The sequence below is a fragment of the Polaromonas glacialis genome, assembly GCF_000709345.1.
In the GTDB taxonomy this organism is placed as follows: Bacteria; Pseudomonadota; Gammaproteobacteria; order Burkholderiales; family Burkholderiaceae_C; genus Polaromonas; species Polaromonas glacialis.
Map to the genome: position 1 here is coordinate 3530868 of NZ_KL448323.1, position 16572 is coordinate 3547439.

Annotated in this window: 19 protein-coding genes; 7 read left to right on the plus strand and 12 right to left on the minus strand. The window is 65.6% G+C overall.

The features are described 5' to 3' along the window. Positions 1 to 76: 76 nt before the first annotated feature. Together EC86_RS27150 and EC86_RS0117365 are read left to right on the plus strand one after the other, a co-directional pair. Positions 77 to 1492: a hypothetical protein gene (locus EC86_RS27150; RefSeq protein ID WP_232229928.1), complete on the plus strand. Its 1416-nt coding sequence runs from the start codon at positions 77 to 79 to the stop codon at positions 1490 to 1492. Between the two features lie 82 nt (positions 1493 to 1574). Beyond that, on the plus strand, positions 1575 to 1964 hold the full coding sequence (locus EC86_RS0117365) for a hypothetical protein (protein ID WP_029527074.1): 390 nt from the start codon (positions 1575 to 1577) through the stop codon (positions 1962 to 1964). Between the two features lie 50 nt (positions 1965 to 2014). On the opposite strand, the gene moaC is transcribed toward EC86_RS0117365, so the two are convergent. After that, the gene (moaC, locus tag EC86_RS0117370; protein WP_029527075.1) at positions 2015 to 2512 is read right to left on the minus strand and encodes a cyclic pyranopterin monophosphate synthase MoaC; all 498 of its coding nucleotides are present in this window, start codon (positions 2510 to 2512) and stop codon (positions 2015 to 2017) included. Between the two features lie 156 nt (positions 2513 to 2668). On the opposite strand from moaC, the gene EC86_RS0117375 reads away from it, so the two are divergent. After that, positions 2669 to 4213, plus strand: coding sequence for a M48 family metalloprotease (locus EC86_RS0117375; RefSeq protein ID WP_456299399.1), 1545 nt, complete (start codon positions 2669 to 2671; stop codon positions 4211 to 4213). Here the strand turns inward: EC86_RS0117375 and EC86_RS0117380 are convergent. Continuing rightward, the gene (locus tag EC86_RS0117380; protein ID WP_029527078.1) at positions 4169 to 4522 is read right to left on the minus strand and encodes a phage holin family protein; all 354 of its coding nucleotides are present in this window, start codon (positions 4520 to 4522) and stop codon (positions 4169 to 4171) included. The two genes, EC86_RS0117375 and EC86_RS0117380, sit on opposite strands and share 45 nt — an antisense overlap. Positions 4523 to 4579: 57 nt before the next feature. Next, positions 4580 to 4810, minus strand: coding sequence for a hypothetical protein (locus tag EC86_RS28940; protein WP_156955351.1), 231 nt, complete (start codon positions 4808 to 4810; stop codon positions 4580 to 4582). On the opposite strand from EC86_RS28940, the gene EC86_RS0117385 reads away from it, so the two are divergent. From EC86_RS0117385 to EC86_RS0117395, 3 genes are all read left to right on the plus strand, one after another. Next, positions 4805 to 5767, plus strand: coding sequence for a TerC family protein (locus EC86_RS0117385; protein WP_029527080.1), 963 nt, complete (start codon positions 4805 to 4807; stop codon positions 5765 to 5767). The two genes, EC86_RS28940 and EC86_RS0117385, sit on opposite strands and share 6 nt — an antisense overlap. Before the next feature lie 58 nt (positions 5768 to 5825). Further along, positions 5826 to 6236 (plus strand): DUF3717 domain-containing protein, encoded by a 411-nt coding sequence (locus EC86_RS0117390; RefSeq protein ID WP_029527082.1) that lies wholly within the window; start codon positions 5826 to 5828, stop codon positions 6234 to 6236. 336 nt (positions 6237 to 6572) lie between these two features. Continuing rightward, positions 6573 to 6884: a hypothetical protein gene (locus tag EC86_RS0117395; protein ID WP_029527083.1), complete on the plus strand. Its 312-nt coding sequence runs from the start codon at positions 6573 to 6575 to the stop codon at positions 6882 to 6884. Between the two features lie 169 nt (positions 6885 to 7053). On the opposite strand, the gene purB is transcribed toward EC86_RS0117395, so the two are convergent. Further along, a complete protein-coding gene (gene purB, locus EC86_RS0117400; protein WP_029527084.1) occupies positions 7054 to 8433 on the minus strand; it encodes an adenylosuccinate lyase in 1380 nt (459 codons plus the stop codon). A 146-nt stretch (positions 8434 to 8579) separates the two neighbouring features. Between purB and EC86_RS0117405 the strand changes: the two genes are divergently transcribed. Then, entirely contained in the window at positions 8580 to 9194 is a 615-nt protein-coding gene (locus tag EC86_RS0117405) for a glutathione S-transferase N-terminal domain-containing protein (protein WP_029527085.1), read from the plus strand. Between the two features lie 22 nt (positions 9195 to 9216). Here the strand turns inward: EC86_RS0117405 and EC86_RS0117410 are convergent, their stop codons facing one another. From EC86_RS0117410 to EC86_RS0117445, 8 genes are all read right to left on the minus strand, one after another. Then, positions 9217 to 9681, minus strand: coding sequence for a nuclear transport factor 2 family protein (locus EC86_RS0117410; RefSeq protein WP_084181420.1), 465 nt, complete (start codon positions 9679 to 9681; stop codon positions 9217 to 9219). A gap of 11 nt (positions 9682 to 9692) precedes the next feature. Further along, positions 9693 to 10463 carry an SDR family NAD(P)-dependent oxidoreductase gene (locus EC86_RS0117415; RefSeq protein WP_029527088.1) on the minus strand — a complete coding sequence of 257 codons (771 nt, stop codon included), beginning with the start codon at positions 10461 to 10463 and terminating at the stop codon, positions 9693 to 9695. Between the two features lie 92 nt (positions 10464 to 10555). Continuing rightward, positions 10556 to 11125, minus strand: coding sequence for a DUF3833 domain-containing protein (locus tag EC86_RS0117420; RefSeq protein WP_051676029.1), 570 nt, complete (start codon positions 11123 to 11125; stop codon positions 10556 to 10558). Then, positions 11122 to 12453 (minus strand): MFS transporter, encoded by a 1332-nt coding sequence (locus EC86_RS0117425; RefSeq protein ID WP_036773450.1) that lies wholly within the window; start codon positions 12451 to 12453, stop codon positions 11122 to 11124. Before EC86_RS0117425 ends, EC86_RS0117420 begins: the two co-directional genes overlap by 4 nt. Further along, positions 12450 to 13037: a chalcone isomerase family protein gene (locus EC86_RS0117430; protein WP_084181422.1), complete on the minus strand. Its 588-nt coding sequence runs from the start codon at positions 13035 to 13037 to the stop codon at positions 12450 to 12452. The genes EC86_RS0117425 and EC86_RS0117430 overlap by 4 nt, the downstream gene beginning before the upstream one ends. An 8-nt stretch (positions 13038 to 13045) precedes the next feature. Beyond that, positions 13046 to 14380 carry an SAM-dependent methyltransferase gene (locus EC86_RS0117435; protein WP_029527093.1) on the minus strand — a complete coding sequence of 445 codons (1335 nt, stop codon included), beginning with the start codon at positions 14378 to 14380 and terminating at the stop codon, positions 13046 to 13048. Next, the gene (locus EC86_RS0117440; RefSeq protein ID WP_029527095.1) at positions 14377 to 15162 is read right to left on the minus strand and encodes a DUF1365 domain-containing protein; all 786 of its coding nucleotides are present in this window, start codon (positions 15160 to 15162) and stop codon (positions 14377 to 14379) included. The genes EC86_RS0117435 and EC86_RS0117440 overlap by 4 nt, the downstream gene beginning before the upstream one ends. Continuing rightward, on the minus strand, positions 15159 to 16505 hold the full coding sequence (locus tag EC86_RS0117445) for an NAD(P)/FAD-dependent oxidoreductase (RefSeq protein ID WP_029527097.1): 1347 nt from the start codon (positions 16503 to 16505) through the stop codon (positions 15159 to 15161). The genes EC86_RS0117440 and EC86_RS0117445 overlap by 4 nt, the downstream gene beginning before the upstream one ends. Between the last annotated feature and the right edge of the window lie 67 nt (positions 16506 to 16572).

A 16572-nucleotide genomic window follows, 5' to 3' on the forward strand; every position in this document is an offset into this window, starting at 1 on the left:
TGGCAAGAAGGGCAACTTTTGCATCAAAGTGTGACTTATGCATTCCCTTGATCCTGAGGCGCGCTATGGTGCTGGCATGACTATCGATAAGCGTCAGGGGGCTGTTTTTGCGTCGGGGGTGCTGCTCGGGGCCGTGGCTGTCGCCAGGGCATTGAAAAGACGTGGCCCTGCTTCACCGCAGGCACCGGAAATCCCGAAAACCAGCGTTCCCTCGCCTCGCCTGGTGCCTGGCAAGCCGGACGCAAGTACCCAGTCTCCACAGCTCGTGGCCGGGCCAACGCAGGAAAATGTATCGCCACCGCAGGCGCTAGCCCGCGAGACTGTAAGCAGGTCAACAAAAGCACGGGTTCCGCCAGGGCAGCCTTGGCCCGAGTCGCTGACAACCGCTGTTCCGCCGCTGCCGCCCGCCGCGCCAACGGCACGGCAGCTCAAGGTTTTTGTGTCGGGCAGCTTTTTGGCTGCTGCCGCCATTGCCGGCGCATGGCTGTTGCTGGACCCCCTGGGGTTACCCATGCCTGGCAAGCCGGTAACGATTGCTTCGGCTTCGGCGCCGCAGGCGTCGGGACAGGTCGCGACCTGTCCCCTGGTGCCGGCAACGACCGCCTCTGGCAGCCAGGACGGGAAGTTTCCTTTCCAGCCCGACGTGCCCGGCTTGACGGCGACCGACATGGCGTCGTTCATCGTGATTGGCAAGGATGCCGCCGCATCCAGCCGGCCGCGCGATGCCGAGGTGGCTTTCCTGATGTCGTGCCGCCTGGCCGACAAGCTCAAGGGTGCGGATTCGGCCGAATCGGCCGATGGCAAATACCTGCTGGGCGCGCACTATGCCAAGCTGGCGCTGGGCCCGGGTTCCGCCCTTGACGCCAGCCGGCCAGAACTGCTCAGGCGCGCTGAATTCCTCTACCTGGACAGCCTGCGCATCTATTCCGCCGTCCACGGCCAGGCTGATGCCAGGTCGCGGTCTGCAGCCGACGAGCTGGCGGCGGTGCGTCAGACGCTGGCGCAGGCGCCGCCAGCGCAGCCCACGCCTGTGCCCGAGACGCCGCCTCAAGCCACTGCGTCGGCCAGCCCGGCGCTGCAGCAAAGCGGTCCGGCGACTTCCCCGGTGCCCGTGGCCCGCCCGCCGGTCCGCAGGGTCGAGGTTGCAAAAGCGGCTGTGCCCGCCTCCGAAGCGCCGCAGAATCAACGGCCGGGAATGCGTTCTGACGCCAGTTTCGATTGCAGCAGGGCGCGGTCCGCCCCGGAAAAGATGATTTGCTCGGACGCCGAGCTTTTCCAGCTCAACCATGAAGTCGGCCGGGTGTACGCGCGCGCCAAAAATGCCGCCCCTGACCGCGCAGCTTTCCAGCGCCAGAATGATGTGGAGGCGAGCCGGCGCGAGTCGATGTGCCGGGATCGCGGCTGCCTGCTGCGCTGGTATGCCTACCGGCGCGACCAGCTGATGAGCGAGATCGAAGGGCGCACGCCGCCCGGTCCCACGGCCTGGCGCTAATGAAAATCCCCATGAACAGGACCGGCCCGCAGGCGATGGCGGTCGATGGCGTCTAAAGATCAACAACGAAAGGGAGGACGAGATGAAGAAACTGATGACCCTGGCCGGACTGGCGGCTTTGCTGCTTTCGGGCTGCGCAGTGCCCGAATTTTCCACTTCAGGCACAGGGTCCAAGGTGGCCCCGGCCCCTACCAACCTGTCGCTGGAAGGCCAGTCCCGATTGATTCGCTCAAAGATTGTCGAGCTCAAGAAGGAGGTTGTGGTGTTCGAAGTGATGCTGACCGATGTGGAGCGAAGGGCGGCCATGTCACAGATTTCGCTGTCGAGCTTCCCGAATACCGAGGTCGTTCAGGGCGCCAGCGTGGCGCCTGAACCGGTGTCTGCCCGCAGCGATGCCGACCGGCTTTCCGTCACGGTCAGGCCAGCGCCTGCGGCCAGGCCGGCCGACAACAGGAACGGCAAGGCGCCGTAGAAGTAGGTCATCCCCCCATCGTTGTCCCTGGCTTGCAAAGCCTTTGAAAATCACGCGCTGACAAAGCTGCCCGACTTGCCGCCGTGCTTTTCCAGCAGCTTCACGTCGGTGATCGTCATGCCCCGGTCGGCGGCCTTGCACATGTCGTAAATCGTCAGCAGGGCGACGGTGACGGCGGTCAGCGCTTCCATCTCGACGCCGGTGGGGCCGACGGTTTCCACCGTGGCGGTGCAGGTCACGCTGCCGGTTTCGCCTTCAACGGGGCTTGTCACAAACGCAAGGGCAACGCGTGTTAGCGCCAGCGGGTGGCACAGCGGAATCAGGTCGCTGGTTTTCTTGGCGGCCATGATGCCGGCGATGCGGGCAATGCCCAGCACGTCGCCCTTTTTGGCCGTGCCGGACATGATCAGCGCCAGCGTGGCGGGCAGCATGGCGATGCGGCCCTGGGCAATGGCAATACGGTGCGTGGCCGCCTTGGCCGCGACATCGACCATGTGGGCCTGGCCCTGCGCGTCGAAATGGGTGAGGGGGGAAGTGGGCGTCGTCATGGTGATACAGAACCTTTACAGCGATGCCGCATCATAAGAGGCCTGCTTGCGTCTTTCTTTAGGCCCCAAAGGTGACTGCCCTTGACTTTATTGACCTGCTCCGAAATTTTTAAGCCAAAACGTGCTTTTGCGCACGTCCAGCGGGCGCTGGCAGCTATGATTATGGTAGCGGTCTCGACTGCTTCGCTGGCCCAGGCGCCGGGCGGCGGAACGGTTTCCTCCCCGGGCGGCGCCCGTTCGCTGCCGTCGCTGGGCGACAACTCCGACCTGTCCCCAGCCGCCGAACGCCGCATCGGCGACCGCATCGCGGCCAGCATCTACCGCGACCCCGACCTGGTCGAGGACCCGGTGCTGGCCGATTACCTGCAGGGCATCTGGCAGCCGCTGATGGCGGCGGCGCGTGCGCGCGGCGAGTTGTCGGCTGAACTGGAAGAGCGCTTTGCCTGGGAGGTGTTCCTGATCCGCGACCGCAGCATCAACGCCTTTGCGCTGCCCGGCGGTTATTTCGGCGCACACCTGGGCCTGATCAGCACCGTGAGCAGCGCCGATGAGCTGGCCGCCGTGCTGGCGCACGAGATGAGCCATGTCACGCAGCGGCACATCTCGCGGCTGATGACGCAGCAGTCGCGGCAGGCGCCGTGGATGATCGCCGCCATGGTGCTGGGGGCGCTGGCAGCCAGCCGTAATCCGCAGGCCGGCTCGGCGGCGATCGTCGGCGGCCAGGCGATCCTGGCGCAGGGCCAGCTGAATTTTTCGCGCGACATGGAGCGCGAGGCCGACCGCGTCGGCTTTGGCGTGATGAATGACGCCGGCTATGCCAGCCGGGGCATCTCGGGCATGTTTGAAAAGCTGCAGCAGGCCAACCGATTGAACGACAACGGCTCGTTTCCCTACCTGCGCTCGCACCCGCTGACCACCGAGCGGATTGCCGAGGCGCAGGCCCGGGTGCAGCTGGCGTCGGCAGCCGCCGCGCCGTCAGCCGGGCAGCAGGCGGCCGCCGAACGCACGCAGCGCCTGCACGCGATGATGGCCGTCCGCGCCCGCATTCTGGCCGTTCCCGGCGTGGACGTGCTGCGCACCCTGCTGGCCGAAGCGCAGCGCAGGGCGGCGGCCTCGCCCACCAGTGCTCGCGATGCCGGCACGCTCTATGGCGGCGCTTTTGCCGCTGCGCAACTGCGTGATTTCGCGCTAGCGCGCAGCCTGCTCGACCGGCTAGGGGCGCTTGCCGCCGCGACGGACCCGGCGGGCAAGGCGGTGCAATTGCTGGCCGTCGAGGTGGACCTGATGGAAGGCAAGCTGCCGGCTGCGGCCGCCACTCTTGATATCGGCAAGACCGGCTCGCGGGCCGAACTGCTGCTGATGTCCAGGGCGCTGATGGCGGCGAAACGCGCGCCGGACGTGTCGCAGGCGCTGCAGACCTGGGTGGCCGTGCATCCCCGCGATGCCGGCGCCTGGCAGCTGCTGGCCACCGCCTACGGCCAGCAGGGCCAGGCGGTGCGCGCCATCCGGGCCGATGCCGAAAGCCGCGCCGCCCAGCTCGACTACGCCGCCGCGCTGGACCGCTTCAAGGCGGCGCAGGGGCTGATGCGCAGCCAGCCGGGCAGCGCCGATTATGTGGAGGGCTCGATCATTGACACGCGCACGCGGCAGATCGAGTCAATCCTTAAGGAACAGGCGCTCCAGGAGAAAATCGATCGCTAGCTGCAGCACCGAGTAGATCAGCGAGCCCAGCAGCGCCGCGCCGAAGCCGTTGACGTTCAGGCCGCTGACCAGGCCGGCGGCTGCCCAGAACATCAGGGCATTCACGACAAACAGGAACAATCCCAGCGTCAGCACCGTCACCGGCAGCGTGAGCAGCACCAGCAGGGGGCGGACCACCATGTTCAGCGCGCCCAGCACCGCCGCCGCGATCAGCGCGCCGGTGAAGCTGGTCACCGTCACGCCGGAATACAGGTAGGCCACCGCCAGCAGGGCGGCTGCGCTGAGCAGCCATTTGAGGATGAGTTTCATGCCTTCAAGGATAGCACCTGGCCCGCCGCACCGCCTGCGGCGCGGGCCGGCAGCCAGCTACGCAAATCCGCAGGAACCGTGTGGAATTTCCAAATCACCGATACTTTTTTCACCTGAAAGGGGAGTAGCGACCTTGTGGCCAATGCGCCGCAAGCGCTTGTGTTTCGTCAATACGTTGCCCGTCAAACCGGCAGCCGGAACACATAAAAAGAGCCGTGCGGCTCTTTCCCGCAAGACCTTTTGGTGCGCATCCGCGTTTTCCAAATTTTGAAAGGTCTTGTCATGCAAACCATTGCGCCGCTGTGGCTGTGGGCCGCTTTTATCGGCATTGTTCTTGTTTCCCTGTTCGTTGATTTCGTCGTCCTGAAAAAGCAGGGCGCTCATGACATCGGCGTCAGGGAGGCGCTCAACTGGTCGCTGGTCTGGGTCGCGCTGAGCTTTTTGTTCAACGGCCTTTTCTGGTGGGCGGTGAAGGACAGCACCGGTTCCACCGAGATCGCCAACACCAAGTCGCTGGAATTTTTGACCGGCTACCTGATCGAGAAATCGCTGGCGGTGGACAACATCTTTGTCTTCCTGATGATCTTCACCTACTTCGCGGTGCCGTCGCATTACCAGAAGCGGGTGCTGATGATCGGCATCATCGGCGCCATCGTGCTGCGCACCGTCATGATTCTGGTGGGCGGCTGGCTGCTGCAGCAGTTTCACTGGATCTTGTACGTGTTCGGCGCCTTCCTGATCCTCACGGGCATCAAGATGTGGTGGGCCGCCGGCAAGGAGCCGGCGCTGGACGACAACCCGGCGCTCAAGCTGCTGCGCCGCATTTTGCCGGTCAGCAAGCATTACGACGGCGAGAAGTTCTGGACCGTCGAGAATGGCAAGAAGATCGCCACGCCGCTGTTCATGGTGATCTGCCTGGTGGCGCTGACCGACGTGATCTTCGCGGTGGACTCGATCCCGGCGATTTTCGCCATCACCAGCGACCCGTTCATCGTGCTGACCAGCAACGTGTTCGCCATCCTGGGCCTGCGCGCCATGTACTTCCTGCTGGCCGCCGTGGCCAACAAGTTCCATTTGCTGAACTACGGCCTGGCAGTGATCCTGGTGTTCATCGGCGCCAAGATGTGCCTGATCGACATCTACAAGATTCCGGTGATGGTGTCGCTGGGCGTGGTGGTCGGCGTGCTGGCAGTCACCATGCTGCTCAGCGTGCGTTCGGCGTCGGCCGATGTGAAACGCGGATAAGCCCCAGCCGGCAAGCCGCAGAGCGCGGCCTGGCCGGGATGGCTATGATGCGCTTCCCATGCCTGGCATCCACATCATCGACCTTGAAGCCGCCATCAATTACTGGCGCGCCAGAAATCCTTCTCCCGACGGCACCACGCTGGCGCCCGAGGTGCGCGCCCTGGCCGAGGTGTATGCGCTGATGGTGTTTCGCCGTGAGGACGCGGCCGATGAAGCCGCTTTTTCATCCGAGGCGCTGGCGGCCTGGCATGCCTGGTACGACACCACCGCCGACACGCCGTGCATTGCCATCTGTTCGACGAGCCAGGGCGATGACCTGTGCAAGGGCTGCGGCCGCACGTTTGAGGAGGTGCAGCACTGGCTGGCGATGAGCCCGGTTGAAAAGCGCATCACCTGGCGGCGCATCACCCAGCAGGCCACGGCCTGGCGCTTTGGCCGCTATGCCGACCGGGCGCTGGAGAACAAGTAGCCTGGCGAGTGCCTGCTTTTTTGTCACTACTTACTTTGTCGCAGGTCAACGGCTTTGTCGGTCCTTCGCGTTGGCCTTGCTTGGCATGGCGCAGGGTTGCGGTCTCTTTTTCCTGCTTTTCTTGGGTTTTGGGTTTGGAGCGCCTGCCCGGCGGGAAGGCGCTCACCCCTGAAACCAGAGAAGAAGCCACCCAAAGCCAAAGAACAAAAGCAGCGAGCGAACCGAAAGCGTTAATAGCGACTGATTTTCAAGTAAAAAAAAGCCGTTTCTGCATATACAGCTTGCGCCGACAGCTATCAATTCAGGAGTTTCCTGATTCCGGCGTAAACTGCCAACATGCTTCGCCTGACCCGTGCCCCCAACATTGCCATTGCCGCGCTGTGGACGGACGCGCTGCAGCAGGCCGGCTATTCGGCCAGCGTGCAGCGCTATTTCCTGGGCAGCGTGGCCGGCGAGTTGCCGCCCGACCAGTGCCAGCCGGAAATCTGGCTGACCCACGACCATGAGCAGGCCGGCGCGCTGGCCTTGCTCGATGCGCTGCGCAACATGCCGCAGCGGCGCTGGCTGTGCCGCTGCGGGGAAACCGTCGAGGGTGGCTTCGAGCAGTGCTGGCAGTGCGGCGCCGCAATGCCGGCGGACCTGGCCTGAACGCAGCCCCGGGTCAGTTCAGCCCCTGGGCAGCGCAGTACGCGAAGCGACAAGCGTGGAGGGCACATCCCACCAGCAGGGGCCGCGGGACTGGCTTTGCCAGACCGCAGGCGCAGCGGCCCCCTCGGGGGGGCAGCGCAGTACGCGAAGCGACAAGCGTGGGGGCTTCTTACACTCGCCGGGCCAGCTCGGCAGCCATGCCGACGTAGCTGGCGGGCGTCATCACCAGCAAGCGCTCTTTTTCGGCCTCGGGAATCTCCAGCGAGCGGATCAGCGCGTGCAGGTCTTGCGGCTTGACGGTCTTGCCGCGCGTGACTTCCTTGAGCTTTTCGTAGGCGCCCGCGACGGCATAGCGGCGCATCACCGTCTGGATCGGCTCGGCCAGCACTTCCCAGGCGCCATCAAGGTCGGCGGCCAGGTTTTCCTCGTTGAGCTCCAGCTTGTTCAGGCCGATGCACAGCGAGTTGTAGGCCAGCACGGCGTAACCGAGCGCCACGCCCATGTTGCGCAGCACGGTCGAGTCGGTCAGGTCGCGCTGCCAGCGGCTGATCGGCAGCTTCTCGCTCATGTGGCGCAGCAGCGCGTTGGCCAGGCCCAGATTGCCCTCGGCGTTTTCAAAGTCGATCGGGTTGACCTTGTGCGGCATGGTCGAGGAGCCGATCTCGCCTTCCTTCAGGCGCTGCTTGAAGTAGCCGACGCTGACATAACCCCAGATGTCGCGCGCCAGGTCGATCAAAATCGTGTTGGTGCGCGCCACCGCATCGAACAGCTCGGCCATGTAGTCGTGCGGCTCGATCTGGATGCTGTAGGGCTGGAAGGTCAGGCCCAGGCCCAGCGGCTCGGGCGTTTCGATCACGTGGCGGCTGAAGGCCTCCCAGTCGAAGTCGGGCCACGCGGCCAGGTGCGCGTTGTAGTTGCCCACGGCGCCGTTCATCTTGGCCATCAGCTTGATGCCGGCGATCTTTTCGCGCGTGTTCACCAGGCGCACCACGACATTGGCCAGTTCCTTGCCGACAGTGGTCGGGCTGGCGGTCTGGCCGTGGGTGCGGCTGAGCATGGGTACGTCGGCATGCGCATGCGCCATCTGGCGCAGCTTGTCGATGACCTTGTCGAGCGCCGGCAGCACGACCTGCTCGCGGCTGCTTTTGAGCTGCAGCGCCTGGCTGGTGTTGTTGATGTCCTCGCTGGTGCAGGCGAAATGCACGAATTCGCTGGCTGCCTGCAGCTCTGGCCGGGCCTCGAACTTGGACTTGATCCAGTATTCGACGGCTTTGACGTCATGGTTGGTGGTTTTTTCGATGGCCTTGATGGCCAGTGCGTCGGCTTCGCTGAAGTTCTTCACGAGGCCGAGCAGGTAGGTGCGCGCGCCGGGGCTCAGGGGCTTGAATTCGGCGAATTTGGCGTCGGACAGCGCGATGAACCAGGCAATTTCCACCTGGACCCGGCGGTGCATATAGCCTTGCTCGGACATCAGGGGGCGCAGGGTGGCAAGTTTGGCGACGTATCGGCCGTCCAGCGGCGACAGGGCGTTGATGGGTGAAAAGCTCATGGGCGCGATTGTAGGCCGCACAGGCGCCCTTGCCGGCCCTGCTGCGTTGCAGCACAATTTCCTGACCGGACGCCGCTAACCTTGAGCGCGCGCCCTGAATCGATAGAATGCTGTTTCCCCCTGCCACGACAAGAACACAGCACATGATGAAACTCATCGGATCCGTCACCAGTCCCTATGTACGCAAGGTGCGCATTGTCATGGCCGAGAAAAAGCTCGACTACCAGTTTGTGATCGAAGACGTCTGGGCCGAAAAAACCGCCATGAGCCTGTCCAATCCCTTGGGCAAGGTGCCGTGTCTGGTCATGGAGGCGGGCGAGGCGATTTTCGACTCGCGCGTGATTGTCGAATACCTGGACACGCTTTCGCCGGTGGGCAAGCTGATTCCCGCGCAGGGTCGCGAGCGCGCCGAAGTCAAGACCTGGGAAGCGCTGGCCGATGGCGTCATGGACGCCGCGCTGCTGGCCCGGCTGGAAGCCACCTGGTCCGGCCGCAGCGCCGAGCAGCGCTGCGACGCCTGGATCGCGCGGCAGATGGGGAAGATCGACACCGCGCTGCACGCCATGAGCAAGGGCCTGGGCGACAAGGCCTATTGCAGCGGCGTTCACTTCAGCCTGTCGGACGTGGCGGTGGGATCGGTCCTGGGTTACCTGGATTTTCGCTTTCCGGAAATCCAGTGGCGCGAAGCGCACCCCAAGCTGGCCAGGCTGTACGACAAGCTGGCCCTGCGGCCCAGTTTTGTGGAAACGCAGGCCGGCTGAAGCCGGGCAGCTCCACCAGATCCTATGCGTTGGCGCGGGTTTTCAGCCAGCGCATCAGGCAGCCGACCAGCGGCAGCTTTTCATACAGTTCCTCGGCCGCGTCCCAGTAGTCGCGGTGAAAATCGAGCAGCCCTGCTTGGTTGAACTTCAGGTGCGAGCCGCCGCGCACGGTCTGCAGCGCTGCGGTGTCAAAGCGTTTGAAGTGGAAAATGAAATCCCAGGTCAGGAAACACTCGCGGCCATCGACGATGCAGCCGGTCACCACGAAGCGCGGCTGCGCCAGCGATGCGTACATGTGGTCGAACACCTGCCGGATGGCGGGCAAGCCGCGCACCTCGTTGAACGGGTCCTTGAAATACGCCCCGGGTGCGTACAACGCGCCGAGCCGGTCCAGGCTGGCCGGGCTCAAGCTTTCAAAAAAATCGACGACATGCGACGCCGCCTCGCGCATGGGCGGGGCTTTTTCATGTTCCGGGTTCGTCTTCATGGCGTGGCGCCTCACAGAGAGGTGATCTTGCGAACGGCCGCGAAACGCGCGCCGTAGGGCAGCAGGCGCAGGGCCTTCATCCAGCGCGTGAAGCGCTTGGGAAAGTGGATTTCAAACTCGCCCTGGCGCCAGCCCCGCAAGATTTCCTGTGCGGCCTGTTCGGGCGTGATCAGCGCGGGCATGGTGAATTCGTTTTGCGCGGTCAGCGGCGTCTCGACAAAACCCGGACACACCAGGCTCACGCCAATGCGGCTGTCCTTCAGGTCGAGATAGAGCGTTTCGGCCAGGTTGATCAGCGCCGCCTTGGTCGGCCCGTAGGCCAGGGATTTGGGCAGTCCGGTGTAGCCTGCCACGCTGCTGATGAGGCTGATGTGGCCGGACTGTTGCGCCAGCAGGGCCGGCAGCACCGCGTCCAGCAGGTAGAGCGCGCCGTGGTAGTTCACCTCGCTGTGCCTGAGCATCTCGGCCAGCTCGAACCCGGTGGCACGCAGTTCCTTGTAATAGCCGGCGCAATACATTACCAGGTCGAGCTTTCCTGCGGCCAGCACGGTTTGCGCCGCAGCCTTCAGCGCTGGCCGGTCGGTGACATCGAGCGCCAGCGCCACGGCGCCGGGATGGCTTTGCACGAAGCCGGCCAATGCACCGGCATTGCGGGCAGAGACGAACACTTTGGCGCCGGCCGCATGCAGCGCATGCGCCGTGGCCTGGCCGATGCCGCTGGACGCGCCAACCAGCCAGACGTTCTTGCCGCGCCAGTCGGGCAGGGGGGGATTGAAGGGCATGGCTGACTGCTTTTCTTGTTATTAATTTGATAGCTGGAAGCGACCGTCCTGATTGCGAAAGAGGCCGATTTTATGCATTATTTGGCGGATTTCTAGCGCTTCACGAACGACAGCGTGACCTCGCCCAGCTTGACACCGAACTTGCGCATCTCGGCCTTGTTCAGCATCACCTTGTCGTTCATCAGGTACATCCAGTCGTCGAACTGCACCTCGATGACGCGGCCCTCGACCGGCAGCTTGAGCGTGTAGCCCCAGCGGAAGGCGTTGCCTTTTTCCTGGCCGGCGGCCTCGCCGACCACGTCATCGGCCGTGCCGGTGAAGCGGCCGTCGGGCTGGCGCTTGAGCGTCCAGATGCGGCGCTGCTTGGTGCCGTCGGAATAGGTGAAGTCCTCGTCGAGCACGCCGGTCTCCGCGCCGGGCGGGCCTTGCCAGCTGCATTTCATGACGACGGTGAAGCGCTTGACGACCTTGCCCGAGCGGTCGGTGAACAGGCCGTAGGCGTCCAGCGTGCCGTTGAAATACTGACGCATGTCGAGCACCGGCTGCTCGCTGGCATAGTCGCTGACCTGCGGGCCGGCGCAGCCCGCCAGCAGCGTGAGCGACAGCACGAGCGCCGGCAACGCGCCCTTGAAAAGCCGGGTGGGTGTCGAAATGCAGGTCATGTCGGAACGCTTTCAGAAGGATGGATCAGGAAAAACCAGGTGCTGGCCGCCGCCAGCAGTTTCAGGATGCAGGGCAGCACACAGTACGCCACCACCAGCGCATCGAGCGCGCTGGCGTCGCGGCTGCCGGGCGTGTAGCCAAACGCGCCGAGCAGCGGCAGCGCCAGCCCGGCGGCCAGCGCCAGGTTGAGCTTGGTGGCGAAATTCCACCAGCCGAAGTAGGCGCCTTCGGCCTGGCCCGACTGGCCGTCGGCCTGGATCACGCCGGCCAGCAGCGCGCCGGGCAGCGCCAGGTCGGTGCCCAGCGCCACGCCCGACAGCGCGCAGACCAGCGCAAACGCGGCGGTCTGCCCGGCGCCAAGCTGCGTGGCCCAGGCAAACACGGCAATCGCCAGCGCCATGCCAATCAGCCAGGTGCGCGCCAGCCCGAGCCGCTTGACCACGGCAAGCCAGAGCGGAATCGACAGCGCCGCCGCAAGGAAATAGCTGCCCAGGAACAGCGGCTCCATGCTTTGCGGCGCCTGAAGCCGGTCCTGGACGAAGAACAGCACCAGCGTCGCCGGCACGGCGCTGGCAATGCCGTTGAGCATGAACACCGCCAGCAGCCGGCGAAAGGCGCGCGAGCGCCAGGGCAGCCACAGCGCGCCGGCCGCCGGGGTGTGGCCGGTGCGCCGCGCCACCGGCACGGGCGCCCGGCGCCAGGCCAGCCAGCCGGCTGAAAGCGCTATGAAAAAGAGAGCTGTCGTCGCAGGCAGGCCAAGCGCCACCGGCATGATTGATGCCAAAACCACGCCGACCAGGCCGAGGCCTTCGCGCCAGGCGACGATGCGGCTGCGCTGCGCCTCGTCGCCGCCCAGCATCGCGCCCCACGACTGGTGCGACACGCTGAGCGTGCTGTAGGCCGCGTAGGTCAGCACCAGGCTGGCGCCGGCCCAGGCGGCGAGCGCGACCGGCGCGTGCTGCACGGCCTGCAGCGGAAAGAACAGCAGCGTGAAGCCCAGCGCCAGCGCCAGCGCGGCCAGCGCGCCCAGCCGCAGCACCGACGCCGCCGAGCGCGCGAACAGCCGGTCGCTCAGCCGGCCGAGCAGCGGGTCGATCAGCGCATCGAACAACCGGGCGCCCAGCAAGATCGCGCCCAGCAGCGCCAGCGGCATGCCGAATTCGCGTGCGTAGTGATTGGGCAGGATGACATAGAGCGGCAGCGCCACGAAGGCCAGCGGCAGGCCCAGCAGGCCGTAGGTCAGGCCGTTGCGGGCAGAAAATGCCTCAGGCCCGGCCGCAGCCGGCGCGGATGCCCGGGTGGCCTGCGAAGCCGCCGCCTGTGTCATTCGCCGCTTCCCGACAGCAGGGCTTCGCGCATCCGGGGCTCGGACGTGTCGGGCGACAGCCAGATGCCGAAGAACAGCCGGGCAAAGTCGGCGTCCAGGATCTCGCCGCTGGCCCGGCCATTGACCCAGAAGGCCGCGCTGACACCGGGCCGGTGAACGCCGGTGATGCGGTCGCCCTTGCGCACGTCCGGAATCACCCGCAGCAGCTCGGCCTTCCACTGTGCGGCCTGCGCGTCGCTGAACGGCTGGCTGCGGCGCATTTCCTTCAGGGAGCGTTCGGCGATGTCGGCCGCCTGGAAATTGCGCAGGTAGTTCAGTTCCAGCGCCAGCGCCGACGCGGCAAAGCCGGCAGCGCTGAAATGGGCCGGCGCCCACAGGCGGGCGTCGTAGATGTCGAAACCCCAGACTGTCAGCCGCGCCTGGCCGACCAGCCGGGCCCGGGGCAGGGCGCTCAGTTCGGGCCGCGCTTGCGGCGCGCCGGCGATGCTGGGCGCCGCAAGCGCGGCGGGAGGCGCGGACGGCTGCGCCAGCGCCGCACCGGTCCACAACAGCGCGGCCAGTCCAGCGGGCAGCGCGTGCCTCATGGCCGGCGTCAGCGCTTGCGCAGCGTGAACTGCATCACGCTGGTGTTGGCCTGCGCAAAAGCCGCTTCGCAGTAAGCCAGGTAGAACTCCCATATGCGGATGAACCTTTTGTCAAAACCGAGTTGCAGCACGCGCTGCTCCTTCGCCAGGAAATCGTCGCGCCAGAGCCGCAGCGTGCGCGCATAGTCCAGGCCGAAGGAAAACTCGTCAACGATGTCAAAACCGGCCGCCTCGGCCTGCGCCCGGAACTCGCGCGGGCACGGCAGGCAGCCGCCGGGAAAGATGTACTGCTGGATGAAGTCGGTCGAGCCGATGTAGCGGTCGAACAGCTCGTCGGCAATCACGATGCTCTGGATGCAGGCACGGCCGCCGGGCTTGAGCAGGCGCGCCACGGTCTGGAAATACTCGGGCCAGTATTCGCGGCCGACCGCCTCGACCATCTCGATCGAGCAGATCGCGTCGAAAGGCTCGTCCGGCGTGGTCTTGCCGATGTCGCGATAGTCCTGCAGCCGCAGTTCTGCAGCCCCCACGCTCCCCACATCGTGTGGTTCGCTGCCCCCCGAGGGGGCCGCTGCGCCTGCGGCCCGGCAAAGCCGGTTCCGCGGCCCCGGCTGGCTTGAAGCGGGTACGCCCAGGCGGGCCATGCGCTGCTTGGCCCAGTCGAGCTGCTCGGTGCTCAGCGTCACGCCGACCAGCATGGCGCCGAATTCGGTCGTCGCCATTTCGGCCAGAGCGCCCCAGCCGCAGCCGATCTCCAGCACCCGGTCGCCCGGGCTGACCTGCGCCATGGTCAAGGCGCGGCGCACCTTGTCATGCTGGCCTTGCACCATCGTGGTTTCTGGCGACTTGAAAATCGCCGACGAGTAGTTCATCGTGCCGTCGAGCCAGAGCGCATAGAACGCATTGCCCAGGTCGTAATGCGCATGGATGTTCTTCTGGCTGTTGGCCTTGGTGTTGCGGTTGAGCAGGTGCTTGACGCGGTAGGCCAGGCGGCCCAGCCAGCTGCCGTAGATGGCGCTTTCGACTTCCTGGCGGTTGACGATCAGCAGCTCTAACAGGTCGGCCAGGTGCGGCGTCGTCCAGTCGCCGGCGATATAGCTTTCGGCAAAGCCGATGTCGCCCGAGCGCAGCGCGGCGCTGCACGGCTTCCAGTTGTGCAGGTGCAGGCTGGCGGTGGGCGGCGCGCCCGAGCCGAAGCGCTGCAGCGAGCCGTCGGGCAGCTGCAGCGTCAGCGTGCCGTGCCTGAGCCGCCGCAGCATCTTCAGGGCAGTGCGCGCGGCGCCCGGTGCGTTGTGCGGGATGGTCTGGGCGACGGGTGCGGAAGGAGGGCTGAAGGTGGTCATCGCGTCACTGGGTTGTGGGGAAGGTCGGGTTTGGAGATGAAAGGAACTTTTTTGCGCCACAGCCTGAAGGCTTGCCAGTGGATGCGCGCCATCACGCCCAGCGTCATCGCCGGGTAGCGCCACAGCGCCTTGCGCAGGCTGGCCGGCGTGACCGGCTCCAGCGTGCCGCTGACGCTGGTCTGCAGCAGCGGCTCGCAGGCGTCATCGAGACTGTCGTGGTAGTCGATGCGCGCCACTGTCTTGCGCACGCCGCCTTGCTCGCTGCGCATGAAGCGAAAGCGGTAGCCGCCGGCCAGCGTGCAAAAGGGCGAGACATGGAACACCTTGTCGGCGCTGAGCGTCTGGTTGTAGGCGGGCTCGTCGAGCAGGTAGCAGTGGCGCTCGCCAAAGGTGTTGTTCACCTCGACGACGATGGCGCGCAGGCTGCCATCGAGCCGGTGGCAATACCAGAAGCTGACCGGCTTGAAGGCATAGCCGAGCACGCGCGGATAGGTGTGCAGCCAGACCTCGCCGCTGGCGCCGTCCACACCTTCCTTCAGCAAGAGGGCGTCGAGCCAGGCCAGCGCGTTGTCGCCGCCGTCGCCGTGGTCGCGGTCGAAAAAGCTCAGCGCGCCGCGCCGGTTGTGCGCCAGCGCGCCGCTGCCGTTCTGGTGCAGGCTGCGCATCGGCAGCATGAGGAAATAGGTCGGGTAGTTGAAGGCGTTGGCGGCCGGGCGCAGGCGCCTGTGCATGACCTGGCCGAAGCCCATCAGCGGCACGTCGGGCGCCTGCACGCGGGTCATGCCGGAACGCCTTCTTGCAGCGCTGGCGCAGACAGCGCGTGCTGCTCAAGCAGCAGCCGGGCGGCGTTCATTCCCGACTTCAGGCCGTCTTCATGAAAGCCGTAGCCGGTCCACGCGCCGCAGAAATAGCTGTGCTGCCGGCCCTGCAGGCTGGGCAGCAGGCGCTGCGCCTGGGTCGCGGCCCCGTCGAACACCGGATGCATGTAGTCGTATTCACCCATGACGTGGGTACGCGCGATGTCCCGCACCGGATTCAGCGACACCAGCAATGGCTGGGCAAAGGGCAGCGGCTGCAGCATGTTGAGCAGGTAATGCAGGCACACGCCGGACGATTCCTGGTTGGCGCCGGCGGCGCGTTCGTAGTTCCAGGCCGCCCAGGCGATTCTCTTTTGCGGCAGCACGGCGCTGTCGGTGTGCAGCACCGCGCGGTTGGCCTGGTAGCGGATGGCGCCCAGCGTTTTGCGCTCGGCGCTGCTGGCGTCCGGCAGCAGCGCCAGCGACTGGTCGGAATGCGTGGCCAGGATGACCTTGTCGAAATGCTCGATGGCGTTGCGCGTGACGATGCGCACGCCGCCGCGCAGCGCCCCGGCATCGCGCTCGATTCGCTCGACGGGCGTGTTCAGCCGCTTGTCGGCGATGCCGGCGACGATTTTCTCGACATAGTGGCGCGCGCCGCCCCGGACCGTCCACCACTGCGGCCGGTCGGTGACCTGGATCAATCCGTGGTTGTGGCAAAAGCGGATCATGGTGGCGACCGGGAAGCGCAGCATCTGGTCGGTTGGACACGACCAGATGCAGCCCATCATCGGCAAAAAATACCAGTCGCGGAACTCGCTTGAGAAATCCTGCTGACGCAAAAAATCGCCCAGCGGCTGCACCATGGCGGCCTCGGCGTTCGACAGCGCCAGCGCGGTGGTGATGCGGTTGAAGCGAACGATCTCGCGCAGCATGCGCAAAAACTTCCAGCTGACCAGGTTGCCGCGCTGGGCAAACACGCTGTTCAGGCTGGAGCCGCTCCATTCCAGCGTCCTGCCGCCAGCCGCGCCGGGCGCCTTGACCGAAAACGACATGTCCGAGCGGGCGGTTTCAACGCCCAGTTCGGCAAACAGCGTGATCAGGTTGGGGTAGGTGCGTTCGTTGAACACCAGGAAACCGGTATCCACGCCGTGGGTGACGGGGCCGCGTGGTGTGGGCAGCGTGACATCGACGGTGTGCGTGTGGCCGCCGAAATAGTCGCCCGCCTCGAACAGCGTGACGCGGGCCCGGTCCTTGAGCGTGTGCACGGCGGCCAGCCCCGAAATGCCCGAACCGACAATGGCCACCCTGGGGAGCGAATGGCTCATGTCCGCGCTCCAGGGCTGGAGCGGAATATAAAAATGCTGCGAAGCGCCCCGGTGCGAACAAGGGAGT